Raw genomic sequence first — 24,387 nt, forward strand, 5'->3', positions numbered from 1 at the left:
ATTCAACGTAAAAACACAGAGAATAAAAATAGCTAAATTTTTCAGGCGTTGAATTTCTGGGCAGGAGTAACCATCCAAATAGCTTTTAATTCAGTTGAACCTGTGTTTTCCAAAGTGTGAGGAGAACCTGCATTGAACGTAATGCTGTCGCCTTCTTTTAAAGCAATTTCTTTGTTTCCGTAGTGAAGAATTCCTTTTCCTTGAACAACAAGTCCCATTTCTTTTCCAAGATGGCCGTAACTTCCGCGGTGAGTGCGGCTTCCAACTGGAATATTTATTGTGTAGCTTTCAAATGAATTTTCGCCATTGCCAGAAAATGGGTCGGAAAGCTCTTCGTAAACAACATCTTCCTCGTTGATTTTGCGGCGGTCTTCACGGTGAATCACAGAAACTGGACGGCGGCGGCTGTATTCTTCAAAAAGAAATTCAAGGCTTATATCCAGGGCATCGGCAATATCAAGCAAAGTGTCTATTGCAGGAGAAACTTTATTCCGCTCAATCTGGGAAACAAGGCTTTCGCTCACTTTTGCGTGCGCTGCCACAGCTTTTAGCGTCAAGTGCTTTCTTTCACGGACGGCTCTTAATTTTTCACCGAACTGATATTGTCTTTTATTTTCGTCTTCGCTCATTTTTTTTACCCGCAACATATTAACGAAATTTAAATTTTTGCAAAAGTATCATTTTTCTGCTTTTCTTGATTTTTTTCCATTATAAAGCGGATAAAGTGGTCTTCAAGCGTGTTCTTCGGCCCTTCAATATGAAGTCTTTGCCTTGCTCTTGCGTTATCACGGCGAACTGTATACAAAAGATAAAAATCCCTGTAATCAAGATTTATGTCAGTTTTTACACGCTCGCCAAGATAAGAACTTACTTCATCACGCCCAATTGACTTTACTCCCTGATCGCGCAAAATTCCTTTTAAACGCAAAATCTGCTCGTAAGAAACGCCAAACAAAAATTCTTCCATTGCTTGGGCAACGTCAGGCTCGCTAAGTTTTTCCTTTATAAATGCGCCCCACTGATCGTCCATTTGGAACGTAACCATCATAAGCTCGCTTGTTCCCATCATAGAGCCAAAAGCAGGAGCAAGCCGGCGTCTGGCGGACCAAACAGACTGCAAAACAGGCGCAATATCTGAAATTGTCTGGTCGCTTCTGTGTTCCCAAAGAATTATAAGTGAATTTGCAAGTTCCCGGCGCAAATCAATAGAAACAGACTTGTCCTTTATGAGGTTCATGTAGACATCTTCCGCCATAAGAGTAAACATCATGGAAACTGTTTCGTCATAATATTCCTTGACTTCTTTTTCGTCCATTAAAGCATAATTTTTTGCAAGTTTTGACATTGAAAAAAAAGTGTGGATTTTCGCCACAAGAAATCCTTTTCCCAAAATAGCTTTTGACGGCATATGAAGAACGGTATCGCCTTCCTCTTGATATGAAATAATGCTCTCGACCAAAGCCATAGGTGTTCTTGTTGAAGTTGTTGTGTTCGCCCGCTCAAGCAAAGACGGAAATCGTGCAATCGATTGCGCAAGACTTGTAACGTCATCAAGCCTTTCCTGAAGCCGCGCCAGTCTGTCTGGAGCAGTTTTTTCAAGCGAATCCTGAAGTTTTTTTATAAGTTTCTGCTGATAATCTGTAAAAACAATAATTCCAGTCTGAATAATTTCATTCTTTAAATTTTCATCATTGTTAAAAAAATAAGAAATATCAACTTGAGAAAAATCTGAATTTTTAATTTTATTTGTGTCCAAAATATCTTCGCCTTTATTTTTTAAATACGTCTGGTCAAGGTACGCTTACGGTCAAGACCTTGACCCAGTCGTTTTTAGGTTTTTTAATAAACCCTAAATCAGAACTATTTACGGCATTTTTAAAGCACCAAAACCGTTCTTAAAAACTGAAATTTTTAGAGATTATTATTATACCACATATTTTTCAATTTTCAACGTATAAATTTTCAAAACATTTTCTTCCATAATATAAATAAATTTTACTCTTTAACTCAAGGAAGTTCGCTCCGATAATAAAAGCATGAAAAAGCGCATTTTGTTTTTTACCATAATTTCACTAGGAATTGCCTTTGCACAGCAGACTCGGATTGTAGAACTACCGCAAATGCAAATTCTAGCAAGCGACATATCAGTAAAGGAAAGATTTTCAGACTCAGGCGAACGTGAAGGTGTTGACCTTTTTATAAGAAAAAAGCCTGCAATAAATAGTATAATGCTAGTTGAAACCACAAAAGACCCCAACGGCAAAGAGCCAAACTACGCTTACCGGGCCGCAGAATGGAACGAAACAAACGGAAACGAAATCCGCTATTTAGACGGAAAAGAGCTTCATTCTGAATATTCCAAATACAGCCTTATTTCTTCAACTGTAGAAAATCATTCTGAACTTGGACAAGCCTTCCATATTTTTATTCCAAATACACTTTACTTTGGCTATCCTTGGTCGCGCAACGGTTCAGTTCAAATAGGAAAAGGCGTTTTTATAAATATCCGCACATTTGAAAAACCTTATGGCGACTACACAGGAAAATACATGGACAATCCGTTCATGTTCGACATAGGCGAAGCTCCAAAGAAAAAAGCACCACAAAAAACTGAAGCCGCTCTTGAAGAAATTCCAGAACCAGAAGTAAATGAACAGCCGCAAGTAATTCCGCAGAAAGAAGAAAAGCCGATTTTAACAGACGACTACAATCCTTTGGCTGTGGAAAAATTTTCGCAGCTTGCAAATGAAGGCGGCGGACTTTTATATTATTCCAAGCCAGAAAATCTTGTTCAAGACTTGTTGGATTCCGTAGAAAGAATCACGCCAAAAACAAAAGCGGACATCGTTCTTGCAATAGACACAACCGGCAGCATGAAAGACGATATGGAAGTTCTGCGCCAAAAATGGATTCCATCTTTCATTGAGCAGACAAAAGAATTTGAAGACTTGAGGATTGCGCTTTTGCTTTATAGGGATTACAATGATTCCTACAATTACAAAGGTCTCCCTGTAAAATTCTTTGACTTTACAAGAGAGCCTGAAAAAATCAAAAAGCAGCTAGATTCCGTCATAATCCACGGAAACGAAGGCGGAGACATTCCAGAAGCCGTGCATGAAGCTCTTTTTGCTTCAATAAATTTCTATGAATGGAGAAAAGACGCGCAAAGAAAAATCATTCTTCTTGGAGACGCAGAACCGCATCCAAAGCCAAGAGGACCAAGAAAATTAACACAGGAAAAAGTAATGCAGCTTGCAAATGAAAAAGAAATAACGCTTGACTGCATTATCGTTCCTGACGAAAAAGGAAAGCCTGCGGATTAATTGTGCTTTCCGCTCTGAATTTTTTCAAAGTCTTTTTGGGCAAGTTTTCTGTATGCGCCGGGAAACTGTCCAGGCTGGCTTGCATTATAAATTTCAAGAATTTCGTTTATGATTGGCTCTGCCTTGTTGTATTTTTTCTGCTTTACATAAATATGCGCAATTTCGTAGCGACCTTCTATATAAACAGCGGTGTTCATTCCGTAACGCTGCAAAAGGATTTCATAATACTGCAAAGATTTTTTTGTGCTTCCCTTGTCCAATGCAGTCTGCGCAAGCTGAATTATTTCAAGGCTCGAAGCATTGTCTGGAACTTCAACCTTTGTTGATACGCATGAAAAAAAACAAACAGAAGCAAAAGCAACCAAAAAGTTAAAAATAATTTTTTTCATAAATATTGAATCTTTCATTCCTAAAGTATATCATTTCAGCACTTGATGCACAATCTAAGTTTTTATTCTATTAGCCTTAATTTCGAGTTTTAATTTTAATAAGAACAGAAATTTAAGTGTCATTCCCGTGCTACGACACTGCGATGTTTACGCAGTAAACTCGGTCAGGAATCTGTTGGAAATTTTCAATAGATTATCAACCGAGTTTCTTTCAGAAACATCGCAGGGTCAAGCCCGATAATGACATTAAATTATAAAACTCGACATTTGGGCTATTAATTTCTTTACTTATAAAAAAAACTGACTTTATAAAGTTACACCAAAAAGAGGCGTCTTATGGCATACAAAATCTTTATCGACGGAAAAGAAGGAACTACCGGACTAAAAATTTACGAACGTTTTGAAAACCGCAAGGACATTGAAATCCTGCTTATTGACGAAGACAAGCGCAAAGATCCGGCAGAACGCGCCAAATTCATTAACGAATCCGACTTTACATTTTTGTGTCTTCCAGATGCCGCCAGCATAGAAGCCGTAAGCCTTTGCACAAATCCAAAGACAAAACTAATAGACGCTTCCACAGCGCACCGTGTAAATCCTGACTGGGCTTATGGATTCCCTGAACTTTCTCCTCGGCACCGGGAAAAAATCCAAACCTCAAGCAGAGTCGCAGTGCCAGGCTGCTATGCTTCAGGATTCGCCTCAATTTGCTTTCCACTTGTAACCCACGGAATAATTTCTGCGGACTACCCTATTGTTTGCCATGCGGTTTCCGGATATTCAGGAGCCGGAAAAAAAGCAATCGCGCAATACGAAGATCCAGACCGAAACCCAGAACTGAAAAGTCCGCGCCTTTACGCCCTCACTCAGGAACACAAGCACTTGCCAGAAATGCAAAAAGTAAGCGGCTTAAACTACAAGCCAATTTTCAATCCTTATGTCTGCGATTATTTTCAAGGAATGACCGTTACGATTTCACTTTATTCACGGCTTTTGGAAAAGAAAATCAGCGCGAAAGAAATCTGCGAAACATTCAAGGAGCATTACAAAGACTGCCATTTTGTAAAAACTGCGGATTTTCTTGGTGAAGGAATTTTGCAAGACAATTTTATCGCGGCAAACACATTGTCAGGAACAAACAATATGCAGATTTTTGTCTGCGGAAACGATGAACGAATCACAATAACCAGCCGTTTTGACAATCTCGGAAAAGGAGCAAGCGGAGCGGCTGTCCAGTGCATGAACATAATGATGGGAATTGACGAAGCAACCGGTCTTTAAAAAAGGAAATCCCTGCGCTGAAAGAATAAGGAAAAAACAGCACAGGGAATATTTTAGTTCAAATTTTTACGCGCTAAATCCGTTTTGAAAAGAAATATCCCTGTCCCACAAGGCATCTTCTAAACAATCTTCCAAGTTCTGGTTTGAGAAGCAGTCGGTTCTGTCCAATTTTTCTTCAAACAATTCTGAATCAAAAGAAGAATCACAATCCAAAACATTTAGCAAAGCTGACAAAGAAAACAAAAATCCATTTCTGTTCATAAAGAAACACTCCTATGTATTATTTTATAACACACGTTATTCCTTTTTGTCAATAAAATTTCATTCTGTTATATTTTCAGCGTGGTTTGTTATTCTTTTATTATATTCTTCAACATAGTCGTTGTAGTTTTTCAGGGATTTTTTTTCGTAATGGGCAGAAATGTGGTTTGTTGCGATTGCTCCCAAAAAGAAAACTGCGGCAGGAATTCCGAATGCGCCAAGTTCTTTTTTGCTATCCGCGTCAATGCATCCTACGGAAAATCCGCCAGCAGCAGCCGCATTTACAACAGTTGCCCAGTACCAGAATTTTTCTTTTTTTATAACTGACTTGTTTTCTGAAATTCCGCCGATAAGTTTCATGGCTTCCTCTTCTGAAATTTCTGCTCCATCTAAAAAGTTATATTTAGAAAAAAACGGAAAACTTTTTTCACGCACAATTTGCTGTTTGGGCTCTGGCAATTTTTTTCTGGAACTTCCAAAAGGAACTAAAACTTTTTCTTCGTAACTCCGGGAAAAATCAGAATCATCCGCAAAAGAAAAAACGCAGGCAAATAAAGTTAAAATCAAAAACAAAAGCTTTTTCATAAAACACCCTTTTTATAAAAACAAACATTTTATTGTCATTTCCATGTTACGACATGAGAATCTGTTGTAGAACTTTATTATAGATTATCTGGTCGAGCCCGGTAATGACATTAAATTATAAACTTTTTGGCAAAGCGTGGCTATTTCATTTTTGAAAAACAAAGGCAAGAAGTTCGAAAATTCAATTTTCATAGAAGGGCAAAAACTGTATAATAAAAACCGATATGTTTGAAGTTAGAGTTACTGCTGATTTTAGCGCGGCGCATTTTTTAAGAGACTACAACGGAAAATGCGAAAATCTCCACGGACACAATTACAAAGTTTATGCTCACGTCCGCGGAACAGAACTTGACGAAGGCGGAATGCTGTTGGATTTTACCAAATTGAAAAAAACGCTTAGGGAAGTTTGCGGCGAAATTGACCACATAAATTTAAACGACATAGAATTCTTTGACCAAAACCCAAGTGCAGAAAGAATCGCCGTTTACATATACAATCGTATTATAGAAAAAATCCCTTCCCTAAAGAAAACTGACGAAAAAAAAGCATGGCTTTATGCAATTGATGTTTTTGAAACAGAAACAAGCCGCGCGCGATACATTGCTGAATAAATTTTTATCGGAGAACAAAATGCTTACAAGAAAAACAAAAATCGTATGCTCAATCGGACCTGCCTGCGACAACGACGACACAATCCGCGAAATGATAAAAGCAGGAATGAACATAGCAAGGTTTAACTTTTCGCATGGAACTTACGACTGGCACAAGCAAGCAATGGACAGAGTGCGCAGAATTTCCGCAGAAATAGATGTTCCCGTTGCAATTCTTTTGGACACAAAAGGCCCTGAAATTCGAACTGGACTTATAGACGGCACAAACAATATAAAACTTTCCGCAGATGAAACTGTAATTGTTACAACAGATGACTGCACTTGCGTAAATGCTTCGGAAGGAAAACCGTGCAGAATTTCAATTTCCTGGAAAGAAGCTGCAAAAAAACTTTCCCCGGGAATAAAAATTTTAATTGCCGATGGACTGATTGAACTTGTTGTTCAGAAGATTGAAGGCGAAGAAATTATATGCAAGGCTTCTAACGCGGGAACTTTTGGCAGCAAAAAAAATGTAAACCTAATCGGAGTTCATGCAGGGCTTCCAATCATGTCGGAAAAAGACAAGGAAGATTTAAAGTTCGGGGCGGCGCAAGACATTGATTTTGTTGCGGCAAGTTTTGTAAGTTTTCCAGAAGAAGTTGTGCAGATTAAGGAATACTTAAAATCCGTAGGCGCAAAAGCCCGTGTCATTGCAAAAATTGAAAATGAAGAAGGCTTGAACAACATTGAAAAAATTACGCGAGAGGCTGACGGAATAATGGTTGCGCGAGGAGACTTGGGAGTTCAGCTTCCAACAGAAAGAATTCCGCTTGCTCAAAAAGCCATTATAAGATGCTGCCATACCGCCGGCAAACCTGTAATCACGGCAACGCAGATGCTCGACTCAATGATTGTAAATCCGCGGCCTACAAGAGCAGAACTTACGGATGTCGCAAACGCAATTTTTGACGGAACAGATGCGCTCATGCTTTCAGGGGAAACTGCTGGCGGAAAATATCCAGTGGAATCTGTAAAGACAATGGCGCTGATTGCCCGCACAACAGAAGACTCTCTTGAGTACAAAGAGCACATGAGAAAAATAGATTCAGACTATGTTCCTGGAACAGAAGTAGGACACATGGTTGCACACAGCGCATACAAACTTTCAAAGAACATAAAGGCAAAGGCAATAATCATTCCGACACTGCATGGAAACACTGCAAGAATGATTGGAAGCTTCCGGCCGGAGCAAATTGTAATTGCAGTAACTCCAGATAAAAAAGTTCAGCGGCAGCTTATGATTCAGTGGGGCGTAACACCTGTTCTTTGCAGAATCGCAGGAGATTCAGACATGATGATTCAAAACGCTGTAAAGCTTGCAATTGAAAACAATCTTGTAAAACTTTCAGATAGAGTCGTTGTGTGCGCAGGAATTCCGCTTTCAAGTCCTTTAATGGTGAACACAATTCGAGTGCTTGTTGTTGGAAACATAATCGCAAGAGGAACTTCATTCGGATTCTGCAACAGCGAAAAACAAAAAATCTGCGGAAGAATAATCCATGCGGAAGACATTGTTGAAATCCGCGACAGTGTAAAGCTCAACCACAGGACAATTCTTGTTTGCGAAAGAATAACAGAAGATCTTATTCCAGTATTAAGAATTATAGACGGAGTTATTTCTGAATCAGGAAGCGACTTGCAAGAGGAAAATCTGAAACTTGTAAATCCGAATCTTGTCTATATACAGAATGTTCCCGATGCCTGCAAAATTCTTGAAGACAATCTTTCTGTTTCTATAGACGGAGAACAGGGACTTATTTACGAGGGCGCAATCTGCTAAGGCAAATTTTAAACAAGCCTTACAGGTATTCCTTCTTTGGAAAGCTCATTCTTTATAGAAGAAACTGTGTACGCTCCTGAATGAACCATTGAGGCTATAAGGGCAGCATCAGCTTTTCCTTTGGTAAGAACATCTGCAAGATGAGAAGGAGTTCCACCGCCACCGCTTGCAATTACAGGAACAGGCACAGATTCCGCAATCATTTTTGTAAGATTAAGCTCATAGCCTTCTTTTGTTCCGTCAGCATCAATTGAATTTAAAACTATTTCGCCAGCACCAAGTTCAACTGCTTTCTGCGCCCACTCTCTTGCATCAAGGTCTGTTTTTGTTCTTCCGCCGTTAATGTAAACCCTGTAGCCACTTGGCATTTGGGAATCTTTTGCAGCATCCATTCCAAGAACAATGCACTGATTTCCAAAAACGCGTGCTCCCTGCTTTATAAGCTCCGGATTTTTTACAGCCTGAGAATTAAGCGAAACTTTTTCAGCTCCGGCAAGAATTGTAGAGCGTATGTCATCAAGAGTTCCGATTCCGCCGCCAACACAAAATGGAATAAAAACTTGAGAAGCTACCCTTGCAATCAAATCAAGAATAGGACCTCTTCCGCGCGCGCTTGCCATTATGTCGTAAAACACAAGCTCATCCACACCTTGACGGTAATATTCAGCAGCCATTTCCACAGGGTCACCAATATCTATATTGTTCTGAAATTTTATTCCTTTTGTTGTGCGTCCGTCTTTTACATCAAGGCAGATTATAATTCGTTTCTTAAGCATTTTAAAATTCCTCCTTTGCAGAAAGGTCAGAAGCTACAAAGTTTTTCAAGATTCTAAGTCCGGGCTTTCCTGATTTTTCCGGGTGAAACTGAAAAACTGCAATGTTGTCTTTTTCAACTATGGCAGGAACTTTTATTCCGTAGTCCGCATAGCCTTTCACAATAGAAGAATCTTCCGGTTGAATCACATAGGAATGCACAAAATAAAAATCTGAATCCTGCGCAACTCCGTTTAAAAGAGGAGAGCCTCCATTTGCAAACGAAACATTGTTCCATCCTATATGCGGAACTTTTAAGCTTGTGTCAAATCCATTTTTCTTTAAAGAAGAAAAATGTCTTATGCTTCCCTTTAAAAGTCCAAGGCATTCTGTATTTCCTTCCTCGCTGTAATCAAACACAATTTGAGAGCCAAGGCAAATTCCTAAAATCGGTTTATCTGATTCCGCCCAGTCTTTCAAAAAAGAATCAAAGCCAGTCTGCTTAAGCTGCTTCATTGCATAAGCCGCATCTCCTACTCCGGGAAAAATCACGCGGTCAACATTTTCTAAATCGCAAGGATTTCCAGAAAGAATATAAGGAGCTCCAATGGATTCAAGCGCATGCTCCACGCTTTTTATATTTCCAGCATTGTAATCTATAATTCCAGTCATTTTTTTGCTCCAACAAAAGATTGAATGTTTCAAGTAAGTTTATATTAAAAACTGCCGATAAATTCAATATGGACATTACGGCTCTTGTTAATCTTTGCATTTCAGTTTTAAAAGATATACGCGTTATTACAGCTGCAATTCTTACAATTTTTTTTATCTCGCTCGGAAACTATGTCGTAAGATACAGAAAACGTCCACCTAAGCCAAAGAAGAAAAAAGCCGCCACAAAACCTGCCACTACTTCTGCGCCTGCTCCAAAGCCAGAAGAACATCAAAAACAAGAATAGCAAAATTTTTCATATCATGTCTTTCAATTGAAAGAAGCCCCTAAAAATGTTATTATTTTGAATAATAAAAATGGTTGGGGATACATAAATGAAATTTTTTAGCACACGTGATGCCCAAAATATCGCAGGATTCAAACAGGCAGTTTTGGACTGCATTCCTTCTGACGGCGGGCTTTACGTTCCAGACGACACAGATGATTTGCGCCGCTGGATTTATTATACAAACGAAAAAACAACATTCGCTTCTCTTGCAGGCGCGCTTACTTCCGCAATGATAAATGATGAGTTCAGTCCTGTAATCTGCGAAGCCATTGCAACTCACGCATTTCCAAAAAATCCTGTTTTCAGACAGCTGGACAAAAATCTTTTTATTCTTGAGCTTTATCACGGCGCAACAGGAACTTTTAAAGACTTCGGTGTTTCTTATTTAACTTCCGCATTGGAAACGATTCTACAAATGGACGGAAAAAAAGCCATTCTGCTCGATGCAACCACAGGCGAACTCGGAGCGTGCATGGCAAAAGCTATCGACGGAAAAAAACTTCTAAAATCTGTGCTTCTTGCTCCAAAAGGAAAACTTCGCGGAATCGATGAAAAAAACTTTGTTTGGAACGGCGGAAATATTTATCCAATTGAAATAGACGGAACAGAACAAGACTGCCACAAAATCGTAAGGAAAATCTTTTCAGACAAACAACTTGTAAAAAAACTCAGCTTGACAGTAGCAAACACAGCAAACATCGGCCGTCTTTTACCGCAGTCATTTTTCTACACATTCGCATTTTCAAGGCTCAAAGAAATTATAAACGGAGACATTTTTTATGCAGTTCCTGCTGGCAACTACGGAAATCTTGTTTCAGGACTTTACGGCTGGAGAATGGCACTTCCTGTAAATGGATTCATTGTTCCTTCCACACCGGAACTAACTCTTGATGCTGGCGGAAACTGCATGGTTATGAACAGCATGGTTTCTCTTGAAAAGCGCACGCCTGCAGATCCGGCTTCACCTTCAAACATAGAAAGGCTTGAACAGATTTTCAAGGCGAACTCACTTATGCTTAGAAGTTTTGTTTACCCAGCGGCAGTTTCAGAAAAGGAAGTTGAAGCGGCCTGCAAAAAACTCTTTATGCAATACAAAGTCTATGCAGACCACGACACAGCGGCAGCTTATGCGGCAGTTCTAAAAAGAAGCGACATTGCCGCGGAAGAAGACGGAGCAGTTGTTCTTGTTGCAAGAGACTCGCCTGCGCTTAGCAAAGATTTTCTTATGCACAACTTAGGGGAATCTCTTGCAATACCAAACAATATCATCGAGGCATTTAAGCCTGTCAAACTTGACAAAGCTCCAATTGCCCCGGGTGATACAGATTCAGTTATTTCGATTTTGAACTCTTTGAATCTTTCTTAGTTTTTTTTGCAGCTGGCTTTTTGGCATCAGTTTTTTCCGCGGAAGATTTTTTTGCTTTTGCCTTCTCTGTTTTTGGAGCTGGCATCTTTACGGGCTTTACGGCTTCTGTAAACTGCTCGCACTTGTATTCAGCAAGTTCCTTTGAAGCAAACAAAGTTCTGTAAAGCCTGAAAATCTGCTCGCGGAGAATTCTTTTGCTTGTCATGCAGTTAGAAGCAAAAGAATACCAAAGCGTGGCGTCCATCTTTTCCTTGTTGAACCAGCGCACTCCATTGAATTCATTTGCGCCTGTAAGAACAAATGAATTTTCAGAATCTACAAGCGATTTTGCCACAGTGTATGTTGACTTTACAAATCCAGAAGTTCCAAAGTTTAAGCTACTTATCTTCATGCTTTCAAAAATGCGGATAAAATTGTTTCTCATTTCTGAATTAAAGAAACCTGCGCTTTCAATTATCTCTGAAAGCTTGCGGCTATAGCCCCACTTCTTGCAGTTTTCACCACCAGCGGAAGCAACTGCTGCAAAGGCACATAAAATTTCTGCGCTGAATTCATTCGACTTGATTCCAGAAGAAATTTCAAGCTCAAGGTTGTTTGCAGAATCTTCATCTTCCGGCGCAAAATAAGCTTCGTACAAATATTCAACGCACTTTTCAAATGCCTTGAATTTCTGCTCAGGCTCAAGAGGCGATTCGGACTTTTTTGATTTCGATTTCTTCTTGGAATTTTCAGACGCAAGTTTTTCTTCTTCAAGCGCAAACTCGTTTTCTTTTTCGTAGTAAGCAAGCGCAGCTTCTTTTACAGACTTTAGAAGTTTTTTAAGCGACACAGGCTCTTTGTTTTCAAGTTTGAATTCTTTTGAAGAATCACAAGAGAACAAAGCGTGAATGTCCTGAATAAATTCTTTTGTAACAAAATTCCTTAGGGCAGCAAACAAATCCTTGTAGCAGAATTCCTGCCATGCAATTTCAAGGTCAGGAACACCAGAGCCACTCAAAAGCTCATTAAGTTTAAAGTATTTTCCGTCCGCGCCGTCAACAACCTGCTGCACATCAAGATAAACTTGATACTCAAAGCCGTTAAGAGCAACAAACATTCCGTTGTTAATCAAGTCATCGCTTCTGCGCACAAACCAAAGTCCGCTTCTGTGCTCACGGAAAATTACATAGTGGTTATAGCCATAAGTAAATCCCATGCTTTCAGCCAAAGATTTTGAAACCATCACTTTGTCATTTTCATCTGAACCAGTTTTTACAGCGTACTCGCACGATTGCTTTATCCAGCCTTGAGCGCGGTCATACTTATTATTATAGAAAACAATTGTGCGTTCGTTGCCAACAACATTTGAGTAAGCAAAGATATTTTCGTTTACAGTTCCATTGTCCCAAACATCATAGAACAAAAAGTTTTCAACAGGCGCAAAAAGATAACGCTTGTGCATAAGAGGGAAAATATCGTGCCAATGACGGTTCATCAAATCCTGATCAACTTTTTCATCTTTGTAGGCTCTTGTGTATTCCATGCCGTACTTTTCTTCAAAGCCTTCAAGCTGACCGTGTCCGAACATCGGAAGACCAGGCATTGTAATCATCAGTGTGCAGACTCCAAAATACTTGTCGCCTTTTCCAAACTGAGCCACGGCAGTTTCTTCGTCCGGATTATTCATAAAGTTTACGAAACGCTTTAGAATCTGCGGATCAAATTTGATTGTATTTTTTACAGTGTCGCGGTACTTCTGGTTTTCTTCCTTTTTAAGCATATTCATAAATGCGGAATTGTAAACACGGTGCATTCCAAGAGTTCGTGTAAAATATCCTTCCATCATCCAGAATGCTTCAGCAAGCAAAAGCGTGTCCGGCATTTCCTGAGCGCAACGGTCAACAACTTCGCGCCAGAATTCATTTGGAATACGTTTTTCAAATTCCGCAGAAGTCAAAGCATAACGGCTGCGGCTTGCAATGTCTCCTCCATGTCCTGGCTCCGGATACCAAAGGCGGCGTATATGTTTTTTTGCAAGAACCATTGCGGCGTCAAACCTGATAATCGGGAAGTTCCGGGCAACTTTTAAAATCTGCTGCATAACGGCTTCGCGCGCAACTGGATTCAAAAAGTCAATTTGAGCAGTGTCATTCCAAGGCATTCCAGTTCCGTCGTTTCCGTGGTAAATATAAGTAACGTCTCCTGTCGCATTGTCCACACGTTTAAAGCAAACCGCACAGTCGCTTTTTGAATAGTAATGGTCTTCAAGGTAAATTGAAACACGACCATCTCGGCTCAAATTTTCTCCGTTAAAAGTGTAGCCCGGAAACGGACATTCCTTTGTTGTTATAAAATAATCAGGATGTTCTACAACCCAAGTTCCGTCCATTCCAGTGTGATTTGGAACCATGTCGCTTGCAAGGCGAATTCCGCGGATCCAGCATCTGTAGCGAAGATTTTCCAAAGCCTGCCATCCGCCAAGGTTTCCTGCAATTTCATAGTCTAGCAAAGAATATGCTGAAGCGGCCGCCTCTGGATTTCCGTTTATCTGCTTGATTCTTTTTGAAGCATAACTGCGTTCCCAAAGTCCAATCAACCAAAGCCCCGTAAATCCTTCATCACGCAAAGCATCAAGCTCTTCATCTGGAATTTGGTCAAGACGTGAAATATCGCGGTTGTATTTTTTAGAAAGCTGATAAAGCCATACAAGAACAGTCTTTGCCATCAAAACAACTTTCGGCATCCATTCACGGTCAGGACTGAATCTCTCGTATTCTTTCATCAGATTTTCTTCATCGTAAGTGTAGGCTTCCATAGAAACCTCGCCGCCGTTTGTAGGATGCCAGGCAGCTTTTTCTTCCTCGGAAATTGTATCGATTCCCTCAAGAAGACGACGAATCCATTCGCCAAGAACATCGCTCCAGTAAGTGCGGATATAATCCAGCTGGCCTTTTAAAGAAGTCGGAGAAGCAACAACTGGTTCTTTAAGCATATTTATAAGCGAATTGTTTTTAGGACCAAAAACAGGCTGAGTCAAAAAGAACGCCTTAATCTGATTCCAAGTTTTAATGTAGTCAGCGTTGGCGGCAAGATTTGAATCATCAAACAAAATTGCAAACGGATGAAACGCAGGATTTTCATTTGCAAGGTGAAGCATTACAAGTTCTTCCAAAACTTGCTCACGGTTTGAACGCTCCATTTTTGTGCCGGCATCAATGCAGTTCTGATCTAAAAATTCTTCCGCGGAAATTTTCTTTTTAAACACTTCAACAGGAGGAAAATCTTCCATGAACTGCAAAAACAATTTGTCAATCTTGGCTTTTGAAAAATTTCTGTCCAGGTCAGCAAGAAGATTTTTAAAGCAATCAGGTGTTTTGTCTCTTCTATAAATCATGCAGACGTAATGGAAAATTTCATCGATAAGTCCCATTGCGTTCAAAGAACCTGCGGAAACTTTTTTTTCACTTTGACCGCGTTCGTCAAAAAGCTCGTTCAGTTTTGTCTGAAATTTATGCACAGCCTTGAAATTTGCAAAAACAACATTTCCGGCAGAAGAAAAAAGAGATTCGTCAAAATTGCATTCTTCTCTTACTTTCCGGCTTATGTGAAATTCATTGTAAGAAATCTTCATATTTAACTCCAATAAAAAAGTTTTATTTTATTTGTCGTGCAGCTGAATTACAGTTTTTATCTTGTTCATCAAAGATTTGTTTTCAGACATTTCTTCAACTGAAGCAGGAATTCTATAAGTCCAGTTAAAACTATTTACACTGCCCGGAACATTTATGCGCTCGTCATTTTCATTTTCAAGATAAAAGCAATGCTCAAGGAACAGATAATCCTGAAGCGGATTTATAAGAAGTGAACTTGCGCATTTTGCAACAGTCTTCAAAATAAATTCCGCTATGTCAGGAGTAAAGGCTGAATTGGCATCAGGGCAGTTTTCAGTTTTGAGCGCAGACAAAAATGCTCTTACGCTGTCTTTTTCAGAATTCCACCATTGGCGCAAAGTTGAACTGTCATGCACAGAAGTTGTGGCAACACTCAAAGCCGGATACTGGTCAAACGGAATGTAAGGCTGCCCGTCTTTTTCCCATTCGCGGCACCAGCGCACAACTTTAAGCGAAAGAATTTCAAGTTTCTGAAGAACTTCCGGCATAACTTTTAAATTAACGCCCAAGTCTTCTGCGCAAGGAATCATGTCAGAAGCATGAACAATCGCGCCCAAAGTAGAGAGTGCCTGCTGTTTCCAAAGTTCGTTTTCTTTTTCTTCCGTCTGGGCAAAAAGATTTTTCAATTTTTCCTGCTCGTCCCAGCTTAAAGTTTTCCATGCTGAAGATTTTTCAAATGTAAAGACTTTTATGAATCTGTCTTTTTTAATCTGAATCAATGAACGGTCGCGCCATTTTTCAGCAAGCGCATTTTTCACTGCGGAATCTTTACGCTCATCATCACAGAACTTCTTGGAATAAATTTCCTTGTCGCCAGAAATTTCTTTTTTAAAGTTCCAAAGCTCCTCGTTGTTCACACGGTCGCAAACTTGCTCAAGGAACGCAACCGCCTCGTCATGGTTCCAAGTTATGTCTTCAATAAGCCCAGTCGGAATGTGCGGCTCAGAAATCCACTTTATTCTGTCGTCAGAAAATCCCAAGTCATTCAATTCCTTTCTTGAAAAATCAGAATACGGAACTGTGTGTCCAAGGTAAGCGGTTGTTTCAGACTCCTTTGTTGCCCAAATTCTAAAAAAGCCCAGAACGTGGTCAATGCGGAATGCATCATAATATTGAGATGAAACTTTTATTCTGTCTTTCCACCAGGCAAATCCGTCTGCTTCAAGCCGCTCCCAGTCATAAGTCGGAAATCCCCAGCTTTGTCCAAGAGGATTTTCTCCATCTGGCGGAGAACCGGCGCGCAAGTCCTGTCTAAAGAATTCAGGATAAGTCCAGCAGTCAACGCTGTCTTCATTCATCAAAATCGGAATGTCGCCTTTTAAAATTATTCCTTTTGAGCGAAGATATTCCGCGCTTTCTTTAAACTGTTCGCTTGCACGCATCTGGCACCAAACAAAGAAATTGTGGCTAGATTTTTTTGCTTTGTTGTTCCATTTGAGCATGATTTTTTCGCGGCTTACGTTGCGCACTTGCTCGTCCCAGCTTTTCCAGGAAGCCTGCATATTTTCGTCTTTTATGTTCTTGAAAACCGCATAAGGAATAATCCAATTGTTTGCGCAAATAAATTTTTCCATTTGAGCCGGAAGCTTCTGCATAGATTCGTTTTCTGATTTTGCAGAAATTTTTTCTATATAATTGTACAAAAGATGCAAAAGCTGATTTTTTTCATTCACGACAGCGTCATAGTCGAACCGCCGTTTATATGTAAAATTCTTTTCAAAATTCTTGTACGCCGAAGAAAACTGCTTGCTTCCCTTTAAAGCCGCTTCAAATTCCGGCAATGCATTAATTCTTATAAAAAGCGGATGAAGCGCAAACGCAGAAAGCCCAGAATAAGGCGAAGACTGAGTTCCCGTATCATTCACAGGAAGAAGCTGAACAACAGAAAAGCCAGCCTTTTCGCAGAAGTCAGCAAGATTTTTCAATGCAAGAAAATCTCCGCAGGCAGCGCAGTCTTTTGTGTACAATGCCGAAAGCGGAACTACAACACCGGTTCTTTTTTTCATAATTTAAACCTATTTCAATAATTCTAATAAAAATACGTCTGGTCAAGGCACGCTTACGCTCAAGACCTTGACTCAGCCGTTTTTACGGTTTTTATAAACCCTAAATAAATCGTCTTTAAAGACGAAAACATTTGAAACTATCTAAGTATATCATACAATAAAAAATTTACAATTTATTTTGCACAAGAAAAGAATTTTATTATATTCCGCTAAAGACAAAAATCACAAAAAAAAGTAGAATCGGCGCATGGAAAATTCAATTAAATCAAAATTGCTGAACATTATCTTGCGCTCTTTTATGACTGGAATTGCAATCGGAATTGGCGCAACAGCATTTCTTTCGTGCGAAAACAAAATCGCAGGCGCATTTTTATTTGGAACAGGACTTTTTATAATTCTGAACTTCGGCTTTTATCTTTACACCGGCAAAGTCGGCTACATTGTTGAAAAAAAGCCTTCATACATTGCAGAAGTCGCTTTAATATGGCTTGGAAACTTTGCAGGAACATTTGTTTTTGCCTCCCTCATTCTTTGCACAAGGGCAAACTCAATAGCGCAAAAGGCAGCCGCAATGTGCGCGGTAAAATCAGCAGACACGCCGTCAAGTCTTCTTGTTCTGTCATTTTTCTGCGGAATTCTCATGTTCATTGCCGCGGACGGATTCAAGACAATTGAAAATCCTGTTGGAAAAGTTCTGGCAATTTTTCTTCCTGTAATGGCGTTCATTTTAAGCGGATTTGAGCACAGCATTGCCGATATGTTCTATTTTTCAGTTTCCCGCACTTGGTCTTTTCACAACTTTTCCTGCCTGATTATAATGACATTGGGAAATGCAATGGGAGGAATGCTAGTTCCGCTTGCAAAGAAAGGATTTTTACAGAACACAAACTAACTTGAATTCAAATCAGCAAAAGATTTATAATGCTTTCGTTCTATAAAACAGGAGTTCAATATATGAAAAAATATGCTAGCGGAAAAGTCCGCGAAGTTTATGACTTGGAAGATGGAAGAATGGTCATTGTTACAACAGACCGGATTAGCGCGTTTGACGTTATTCTTCCAACTATGATTACAGACAAAGGCAAGGTTCTGAACGCTCTTGCGAATTTCTGGTTTGACTACACAAAAGACATTGTAAAAAACCACATGATTTCTTCAGATTTAAAGGATATGCCGGCTGAATTCCAGAAGCCTGAATTTGAAGGAAGAACAATACTTGTAAAAAAACTCAAGATGATTCCTTACGAAGTTATTGTGCGCGGATATATGTTCGGTTCAATGTACGAAGCATACAAAAAAGGCGAGCCGTTCCTTGGCCACAAGTTTGAAAAGGAATACCAGCAGGCAGAAAAACTTGACGAGCCGATTGTAACTCCTTCCACAAAAGCCGCTGAAGGCCACGACATCAACGTGACTTTGGATTACATGAAAAAAGATTTGGGCGAGGAGCTTGGAACAAAAATTGAAAAAGCCGCGCTTGCAATCTACAAAAAGTGCTACGAACACGCTTACAAGAACGGAATTATTATTGCAGACACAAAGTTTGAATTCGGCTTGGATGAAAACGGCGAGCTTGTGCTTGGCGACGAAGTTCTGACTCCAGATTCAAGCCGCTTCTGGGATTTGAGCAAATACAAAGTTGGCGGAAGCCCTGCTTCTTACGACAAGCAGTTTGTGCGCGACTGGCTGAAAGAAAACAACCTTGCCGGCGACCCGAACATCAAGGAGCTTCCTGCAGATGTTGTTGCTAAGACCGCTGCAATCTACAAGGAATGCGAAGAAAAAATTTGCCATAAATAATTTGCAAGCAGAATAAAAACTGAATAAGTTGCAAGAAAAAGCACGTCAATCCGCTAGATAGCAAAGCTATCTTATGCTGAGCGTAATCAGTATCGGACTGCGCAATTTTCTTAAAAAATTGCTTGCCAGCGCTCAGAATGGCTCGGTTGCCGCTTTCTTTTTCTTTCCACTTATTCAATTTGTTGATTTTGAAAAAAACTCGACATTTGACCCAACTGTCATTATCGAGCTTGACTCGATAATCTGCTGAGAATATGCATATGATTGCCGTGACAAGCACGGAATAACAAGCTTGTTACCAAAGGAAGAACACTTAAGGCATATGTTTTTTTGTAAAACCCAAAATTGAATCTAAATATACTGAATCAATAAAATCCTAGATTATCAAATCCATCGCCCGCGATTTTTCAGGAAGTTTTTTAACAAAAGAACATCTTTTAAAGCCAGAGAATTGTTTTTCTCTGTTAGATGTGATATAAAAAAACGGTGGAAAGGACAAGTCATGGAAGAAAAAATTGTCTTAAATTGCAAAGAAATTAATTTCGAATTTCTTTTTTTAGGTTCTATAAATCCTAAAATAGATGAAGATTCTGGAACTATACTATCTGTGGAAATAAATAATAAAAATTATTGCTTTTTTAATGTTTCTTTTCCACAAAAAGAAGGAATTTACCTTTGGACCTTGAATAACGAAATTGAATATATTGGAAATTCAATAAATATTTACAAACAGTTTAATATCGGTTTTGGACATATATCTAAAAGAAATTGTGAAAATGATGGACAGTCAACAAATTGCAGAATAAATAACGCAGTATATTTAGAATTCTTAAATAATAATCGATTTCATATTTATTTCTGCGAGATAGAAAAAAGCAAAAAATGGAAAAAACTTTTACTTGATCAACATTCAACAAAATATAATAAGAAACGAGGTTAGCATGAAAAGAATTTTAGTATTTGTTTTATCAATTTTTATTACTTGTAATATTTTTGCAGAAGAATTATGGAATGGATTTACAGATGATATGACAATTGAACAAGTTTATGCCAAAGGAAATAAACTTTTTGGATGTAATGGAGAAAATTTAACAAAGGAATTTACTCCAGAGTATAAATGGTTAGACAATGGACCTTTTCATTATCGAGAAGACTCCGCTCATTTTCCTACGCCTGAATATGTTATTACATATAACTCGAGACAATCTCAATACAGACAACATGGTGATTGGAGAGGAAATATTCAATTTTATTTTTATAACAGAAAACTTTCTGGTGTCAAAGTTTCTTGGGATATTGATTATGAAACGGTATACAATTCAGCTGTAACTAATTATGGAAATAAATTTATAAAAGAAGATTATTCTATTGGAAATTTGTATTCCCCAACAATTGTAAGGGTATGTCATTGGATTCTAGAAAATAAAGAAGTTTTTCTTTCTGGAAGTGATGTTGGCGATATTTTTGTTTTTTCTAATAAAGCAACAGAGCTTTTTAATATTAACAAGAAGAAAGCTCAAGAAGAAGAACTTAGAAAAGAAGCAGAAGATAAACAATATCGAAGCCAACAACTAGTTTTTTAAAAGGTCAAATTTCGAGTTTTAGATGAATTTACAAAAAAGGCATTCTCTGTAAAATCTTGAATTACTACAAACAAAACAACGGAGAGATGCCATAACTGAAAACAGCCTAATCACATTATATCACATTGTTGACGACTTTATCCATAGGTTTCTTGAAACTTCTGCCAGGGAAAAGAACCTCTCGCTTTACTATGGCAGACGCAGTCCGAAACGAAGAATGTAAATTGCGGATGTAGTGTCACTGAACCTTATCCGTATATTCGACAGAACCGAGGATCTCAAGATTTTCCACAAAAACGCTAGGGAGCATTACATCTCATATTTTCCTGCTCTCACGAACTACGAGAATTTTTGAAGGTCACAAACAAAGCAACCGGATTGAAAATGTCTGGTCTGTCATGAAGATGAACTACAACCTGATTTACCATCGCGCAAGAAGCGACAGGAATATCCAGGCACATCTTTTTATAGCATTTCTGACTTTTTGTTTCATCTTATTGAAGACGCACAGAAGTGGTTCTTGCCGTTTAGTTCATCTGTTGCAAAACTCGAATTTTGTGACCTATTAAATTTTAAATCTTTATATCATCGCTTTGTTTTTTTAACAAAAAATTTACAAAACTCTCAAGTTCTTTTTCATCACAATCAGGAATATTTGTTTTTACAATATTCTTTATTTCTTCTGCAGAATAACATCTTTCATTAACCAAATCAAAAACCATAGATTTTTTTTCTTCAAACAAAGCACTTCTAATTTTTTTAATAAGTTCAATGCTATCATATTTAGGATATTTTTCTAATACTACTTTTTCTATTTCTTTAGCACTATGACATTTCCCTGCTAATGAATAAATCATTGAAGCAACATCATTTCTTACTTTTTCTAACTTTTCCCATTCAAACTCTCTTTGAATAGTATTTTCACACTCTTTCAAAATTTCTTTACAAATTTTTATTTGTTCTTGTGTAATACCAGAAACACTTAAAACTGCATTACACATTTTTATACGCTCATATTCATCATCTGAGTAATTAGATGTATAATGCATTGGATAGTTTTTTATTCTTTCTATAAAATAGCAAACAGTTTCTTTTTTGTACTCTATAAATTTTTCTTTATATTCAACAAAGCAATATTTTAAATTAATAACAGTATCAAAATAGAATATATATTCAAGAAATTTTTTTACATTATCTCCTATAAGCAAAGAGTTGTTAAATACATACATTTTTGCATCCACAATATCAATAATCTTCTTTGTTGTTTCTCTCGCAAAACTTTCATTCACCTCCAAAGACAATGCTTTGTTAAAATTTTTTAATGCCTCATTAATTAATCCTGAAAAATATAATGTACAAGCTTTATTATAAAAATAAACAGGATTTTCTCCATTTAATTCTATTGCCCTATTATAATAAAAAACAGCATCATTGCAATTTTTCAAATTATTATAACAAAGTCCCATCAAATTATTAGCACCTGCATCAGAATCAAGTTGAGAATAATTCTTTTTTAATTCATTGATACATTCTTCATATCTCTTATTACCATAAAACCATCTAGCATCTTTCATGCTATTCCTATCTTTACTTATAAAATCTTCAACAAAAACATCCTTTGACTTTATATAAAAGATTTTTTGAGCATCATCTTTTTTATGGCATTGAAAAATACAATAGTTATTATTCTCAACAGAGAATTTATCAATAGAAATTTCTGCATATTCGTTTATTCCAACAGGAACATATCTCAATTCCATCAAATCTGTAAAAACCAAGCATGCCTCATTATAGTAGGTTTCTCCATATCTAAGTCCTGGAAGAAATGTATTTACACCAAGAGTAAGCCTTATAAAATTTGTTTTTTTGCTTAAACTTCTTGAATTTGTATTAGACGTTGCATAAATAAACGATTTTATGGAAGCACCTTCAAAATTTTTACATATCTTAATAAAAAGATTAATGATTTCTGTATTCTTTAATTTCAATAAATTTTTAAACTCTTCATTGTCATTTTTACATTTTTTTACAAAATCAAATAACTCATCATCTGTCATACCATAAAAGTGTTTATCGTTCATTTATATTTTCCTTAATATTTTATTTCAAAAAAATCAGAACAAAGGCATTGTCGCATTGAAATTTTATTATGAGAATTATCCCAACAAATTTTTTATCTTCCCCATCAACATTTCTTTTCTTTTTTCATAAAATACTTCAAAATCTTCAATTTCCATTGATTCCTCGGGTATTATTCCATGTAATTTAAATTCATCTTGTTCATTTGGAAGCAAACTGTTATACCAATCACGCAGCAACATTCCTGTTTTTTTACCATTACTTCCAGCATCTAGCAATTCTATATTTGGAAGCCTATTACATAATTTTCTGTATTCAGCCAACTTTCCCATTTCCATTCCAAAAGGAACAGAATTAAAACTATTCAATGGATGTATATGATCCTGTTCATATGCAGTTTCTGGTCTTATCCAATCTTTACCTAAATAATATAAAACTTCACCTGCTAATTTACTTCCCTTTTCACACATTAATATATCTTCAATACGAGCATCTGTTACTCTTAATTCAGGAACTTGTTCAAGTAAATCAATTGATAATTCCAAATCGAAATTATTTATATAACTTCTCATTTGTTGAAGTTTACCTGTGGTTCCTGATTTAAAATATGAAAACAAAATTGCTCGTACAAGATAGAAACTTATACCTGTAATACAGTTTCTGTAATCTGGGTTATTATAAATAACATATATTATTGGCAAAAGCACATTCCAACTACTTGAAAATCTATTTATATCAATTTTTAAATATTCCAAAACTTCTTCTAAATTTTGAAGTGCTTTCACAAAATCATTCCAATGATTCTTTAATCCATCCGAAGTTTTCTTATTAATATTAGATTTTGCAACATCACCATATAACATGAGTGCTGTACGGATGATAAAATCTTCATGAAAATCCTTATAGGTTCCAGTCAAAATTCGGTGAAAATAATCTTTTGCATTTGGCCAGTACACACCTAAAATAGACATAGTAATTTCTGATTTTTTTAAAGGTCTTCCACCACTATTGAAGCGAACAAACATTTCAAGTGCATCATCTTGGTTCATATTAAAAATTTCTGTAAATCGTATAAGAGGTTCATCATATATTTTACTGCAAAGTGTTTTCAAAATATTCCTAGCATATTCTTTACTTTCCGATGGTACATTTTTTACAGTCTCTTCTATTTTTGTTTCACGAGTATCTTTATTTTCAAAATCATAATTCATTATTTTCTTAATATCAAATTGAGTAGGACTAAGACGTGCAACTTTCTCAGTCCAACGAATATCATATTTTTTAGTATTAAAATCTTCATCAGAAAGCTGAGCAATATTTTCATTCAATTCTATTACAAGCATCGACAAACGTTCATCTGGATTTGAACGTTTAGAATGCCATTGTCTTATTCTTGCTGTATAAAATAAAGAAAGTAAAAGAGACGTTAATCTCTGTTGTCCATCAAGAATCGCAGTATCACTTTTCGAAAAATTTATTGGGCTTGTCCGATAATTAATATTATCAACCTGTTTCTTACTATCAAATGAAACATCTCCAAGAAAATTACAAAATAATGTATCACTTGAAACATTTGATTCATCAATATGCCAAAAAAGAAATGTTGATATTGGATAGCCTAACAAAATAGAATCCCATAACTTTTCGATTCTTGCCATTTCCCAAACATATTGACGCTGAAATGCTGGCATTATATATTTTCCACTTTTTATGTTTTTCAAAGCATCATTAATTGTTATCGAACCTTCTTTATGTTCAGTCATTTGCTCCTATGTTTTTTGTCAATCAGGTTGACACTTTTTTATGGACCCTCCAGTCCTCTAAATTACAAGTTTACGGCGAGAGCCTCATCTGCCAGTTTTGAAATCTGAACTTCTGGA

At 37.4% G+C, this 24,387-nt stretch carries 21 protein-coding genes; 10 read left to right on the plus strand and 11 right to left on the minus strand.

Features of this window, described 5'->3' with window-relative positions; translation table 11 throughout:
- Positions 1-41 precede the first annotated feature (41 nt).
- Both B3209_RS06615 and B3209_RS06620 read right to left on the minus strand, forming a co-directional pair.
- A complete protein-coding gene (locus B3209_RS06615; RefSeq protein WP_295795988.1) occupies positions 42-629 on the minus strand; it encodes a helix-turn-helix domain-containing protein in 588 nt (195 codons plus the stop codon).
- A gap of 29 nt (positions 630-658) precedes the next feature.
- Positions 659-1,756, minus strand: coding sequence for a hypothetical protein (locus B3209_RS06620; RefSeq protein WP_296664216.1), 1,098 nt, complete (start codon positions 1,754-1,756; stop codon positions 659-661).
- 280 nt (positions 1,757-2,036) lie between these two features.
- On the opposite strand from B3209_RS06620, the gene B3209_RS06625 reads away from it, so the two are divergent.
- Entirely contained in the window at positions 2,037-3,323 is a 1,287-nt protein-coding gene (locus B3209_RS06625) for a vWA domain-containing protein (protein WP_296664215.1), read from the plus strand.
- On the opposite strand, the gene B3209_RS06630 is transcribed toward B3209_RS06625, so the two are convergent.
- Positions 3,320-3,730, minus strand: coding sequence for a hypothetical protein (locus B3209_RS06630; RefSeq protein ID WP_296664214.1), 411 nt, complete (start codon positions 3,728-3,730; stop codon positions 3,320-3,322). The genes B3209_RS06625 and B3209_RS06630 overlap by 4 nt on opposite strands.
- A 318-nt stretch (positions 3,731-4,048) precedes the next feature.
- Between B3209_RS06630 and argC the strand changes: the two genes are divergently transcribed.
- Positions 4,049-4,993, plus strand: coding sequence for an N-acetyl-gamma-glutamyl-phosphate reductase (gene argC / locus B3209_RS06635; protein ID WP_296664213.1), 945 nt, complete (start codon positions 4,049-4,051; stop codon positions 4,991-4,993).
- Positions 4,994-5,059: 66 nt separating this feature from the next.
- Here the strand turns inward: argC and B3209_RS06640 are convergent, their stop codons facing one another.
- Entirely contained in the window at positions 5,060-5,254 is a 195-nt protein-coding gene (locus B3209_RS06640) for a hypothetical protein (protein ID WP_295795998.1), read from the minus strand.
- A gap of 60 nt (positions 5,255-5,314) precedes the next feature.
- On the minus strand, positions 5,315-5,839 hold the full coding sequence (locus tag B3209_RS06645; RefSeq protein ID WP_296664212.1) for a hypothetical protein: 525 nt from the start codon (positions 5,837-5,839) through the stop codon (positions 5,315-5,317).
- Positions 5,840-6,063: 224 nt separating this feature from the next.
- On the opposite strand from B3209_RS06645, the gene queD reads away from it, so the two are divergent.
- Both queD and pyk read left to right on the plus strand, forming a co-directional pair.
- Positions 6,064-6,450: a 6-carboxytetrahydropterin synthase QueD gene (queD, locus tag B3209_RS06650; RefSeq protein WP_296690231.1), complete on the plus strand. Its 387-nt coding sequence runs from the start codon at positions 6,064-6,066 to the stop codon at positions 6,448-6,450.
- A 19-nt stretch (positions 6,451-6,469) separates the two neighbouring features.
- Positions 6,470-8,269: a pyruvate kinase gene (pyk, locus tag B3209_RS06655; protein WP_296690234.1), complete on the plus strand. Its 1,800-nt coding sequence runs from the start codon at positions 6,470-6,472 to the stop codon at positions 8,267-8,269.
- An 8-nt stretch (positions 8,270-8,277) separates the two neighbouring features.
- Here pyk and hisF read toward each other — a convergent pair whose 3' ends face one another.
- Both hisF and hisH read right to left on the minus strand, forming a co-directional pair.
- Positions 8,278-9,045, minus strand: a complete 768-nt coding sequence (gene hisF / locus B3209_RS06660) for an imidazole glycerol phosphate synthase subunit HisF (protein ID WP_296690238.1) — start codon at positions 9,043-9,045, stop codon at positions 8,278-8,280.
- 1 nt (position 9,046) lies between these two features.
- Positions 9,047-9,694 carry an imidazole glycerol phosphate synthase subunit HisH gene (gene hisH, locus B3209_RS06665; protein WP_296664667.1) on the minus strand — a complete coding sequence of 216 codons (648 nt, stop codon included), beginning with the start codon at positions 9,692-9,694 and terminating at the stop codon, positions 9,047-9,049.
- Between the two features lie 68 nt (positions 9,695-9,762).
- On the opposite strand from hisH, the gene B3209_RS06670 reads away from it, so the two are divergent.
- A complete protein-coding gene (locus tag B3209_RS06670; protein ID WP_296690242.1) occupies positions 9,763-9,981 on the plus strand; it encodes a hypothetical protein in 219 nt (72 codons plus the stop codon).
- An 88-nt stretch (positions 9,982-10,069) separates the two neighbouring features.
- Positions 10,070-11,389, plus strand: a complete 1,320-nt coding sequence (locus B3209_RS06675) for a pyridoxal-phosphate dependent enzyme (protein ID WP_296690244.1) — start codon at positions 10,070-10,072, stop codon at positions 11,387-11,389.
- Here the strand turns inward: B3209_RS06675 and B3209_RS06680 are convergent.
- Positions 11,355-14,999, minus strand: a complete 3,645-nt coding sequence (locus B3209_RS06680; protein WP_296690247.1) for an alpha-amylase family glycosyl hydrolase — start codon at positions 14,997-14,999, stop codon at positions 11,355-11,357. The genes B3209_RS06675 and B3209_RS06680 overlap by 35 nt on opposite strands.
- Before the next feature lie 27 nt (positions 15,000-15,026).
- Entirely contained in the window at positions 15,027-17,045 is a 2,019-nt protein-coding gene (locus B3209_RS06685) for a 4-alpha-glucanotransferase (protein ID WP_296690251.1), read from the minus strand.
- Positions 17,046-17,292: 247 nt separating this feature from the next.
- On the opposite strand from B3209_RS06685, the gene B3209_RS06690 reads away from it, so the two are divergent.
- The 4 genes from B3209_RS06690 to B3209_RS06705 all read left to right on the plus strand — a co-directional run bounded on the left by B3209_RS06690 (position 17,293) and on the right by B3209_RS06705 (position 20,428).
- Positions 17,293-17,937 carry a formate/nitrite transporter family protein gene (locus B3209_RS06690; protein WP_296690255.1) on the plus strand — a complete coding sequence of 215 codons (645 nt, stop codon included), beginning with the start codon at positions 17,293-17,295 and terminating at the stop codon, positions 17,935-17,937.
- A gap of 29 nt (positions 17,938-17,966) precedes the next feature.
- On the plus strand, positions 17,967-18,845 hold the full coding sequence (locus B3209_RS06695; RefSeq protein WP_296690257.1) for a phosphoribosylaminoimidazolesuccinocarboxamide synthase: 879 nt from the start codon (positions 17,967-17,969) through the stop codon (positions 18,843-18,845).
- Between the two features lie 502 nt (positions 18,846-19,347).
- Positions 19,348-19,785: a hypothetical protein gene (locus B3209_RS06700; protein WP_296690259.1), complete on the plus strand. Its 438-nt coding sequence runs from the start codon at positions 19,348-19,350 to the stop codon at positions 19,783-19,785.
- A 1-nt stretch (position 19,786) separates the two neighbouring features.
- Positions 19,787-20,428: a hypothetical protein gene (locus B3209_RS06705; RefSeq protein WP_296690261.1), complete on the plus strand. Its 642-nt coding sequence runs from the start codon at positions 19,787-19,789 to the stop codon at positions 20,426-20,428.
- Positions 20,429-21,000: 572 nt separating this feature from the next.
- Here the strand turns inward: B3209_RS06705 and B3209_RS06710 are convergent.
- Entirely contained in the window at positions 21,001-22,509 is a 1,509-nt protein-coding gene (locus B3209_RS06710; RefSeq protein WP_296690263.1) for a tetratricopeptide repeat protein, read from the minus strand.
- Positions 22,510-22,584: 75 nt separating this feature from the next.
- A complete protein-coding gene (locus B3209_RS06715) occupies positions 22,585-24,270 on the minus strand; it encodes a DUF262 domain-containing protein (protein WP_296690265.1) in 1,686 nt (561 codons plus the stop codon).
- Positions 24,271-24,387: the final 117 nt, after the last annotated feature.

The organism is Treponema sp. UBA6852, from assembly GCA_002449305.1.
Lineage (GTDB): Bacteria > Spirochaetota > Spirochaetia > Treponematales > Treponemataceae > Treponema_D.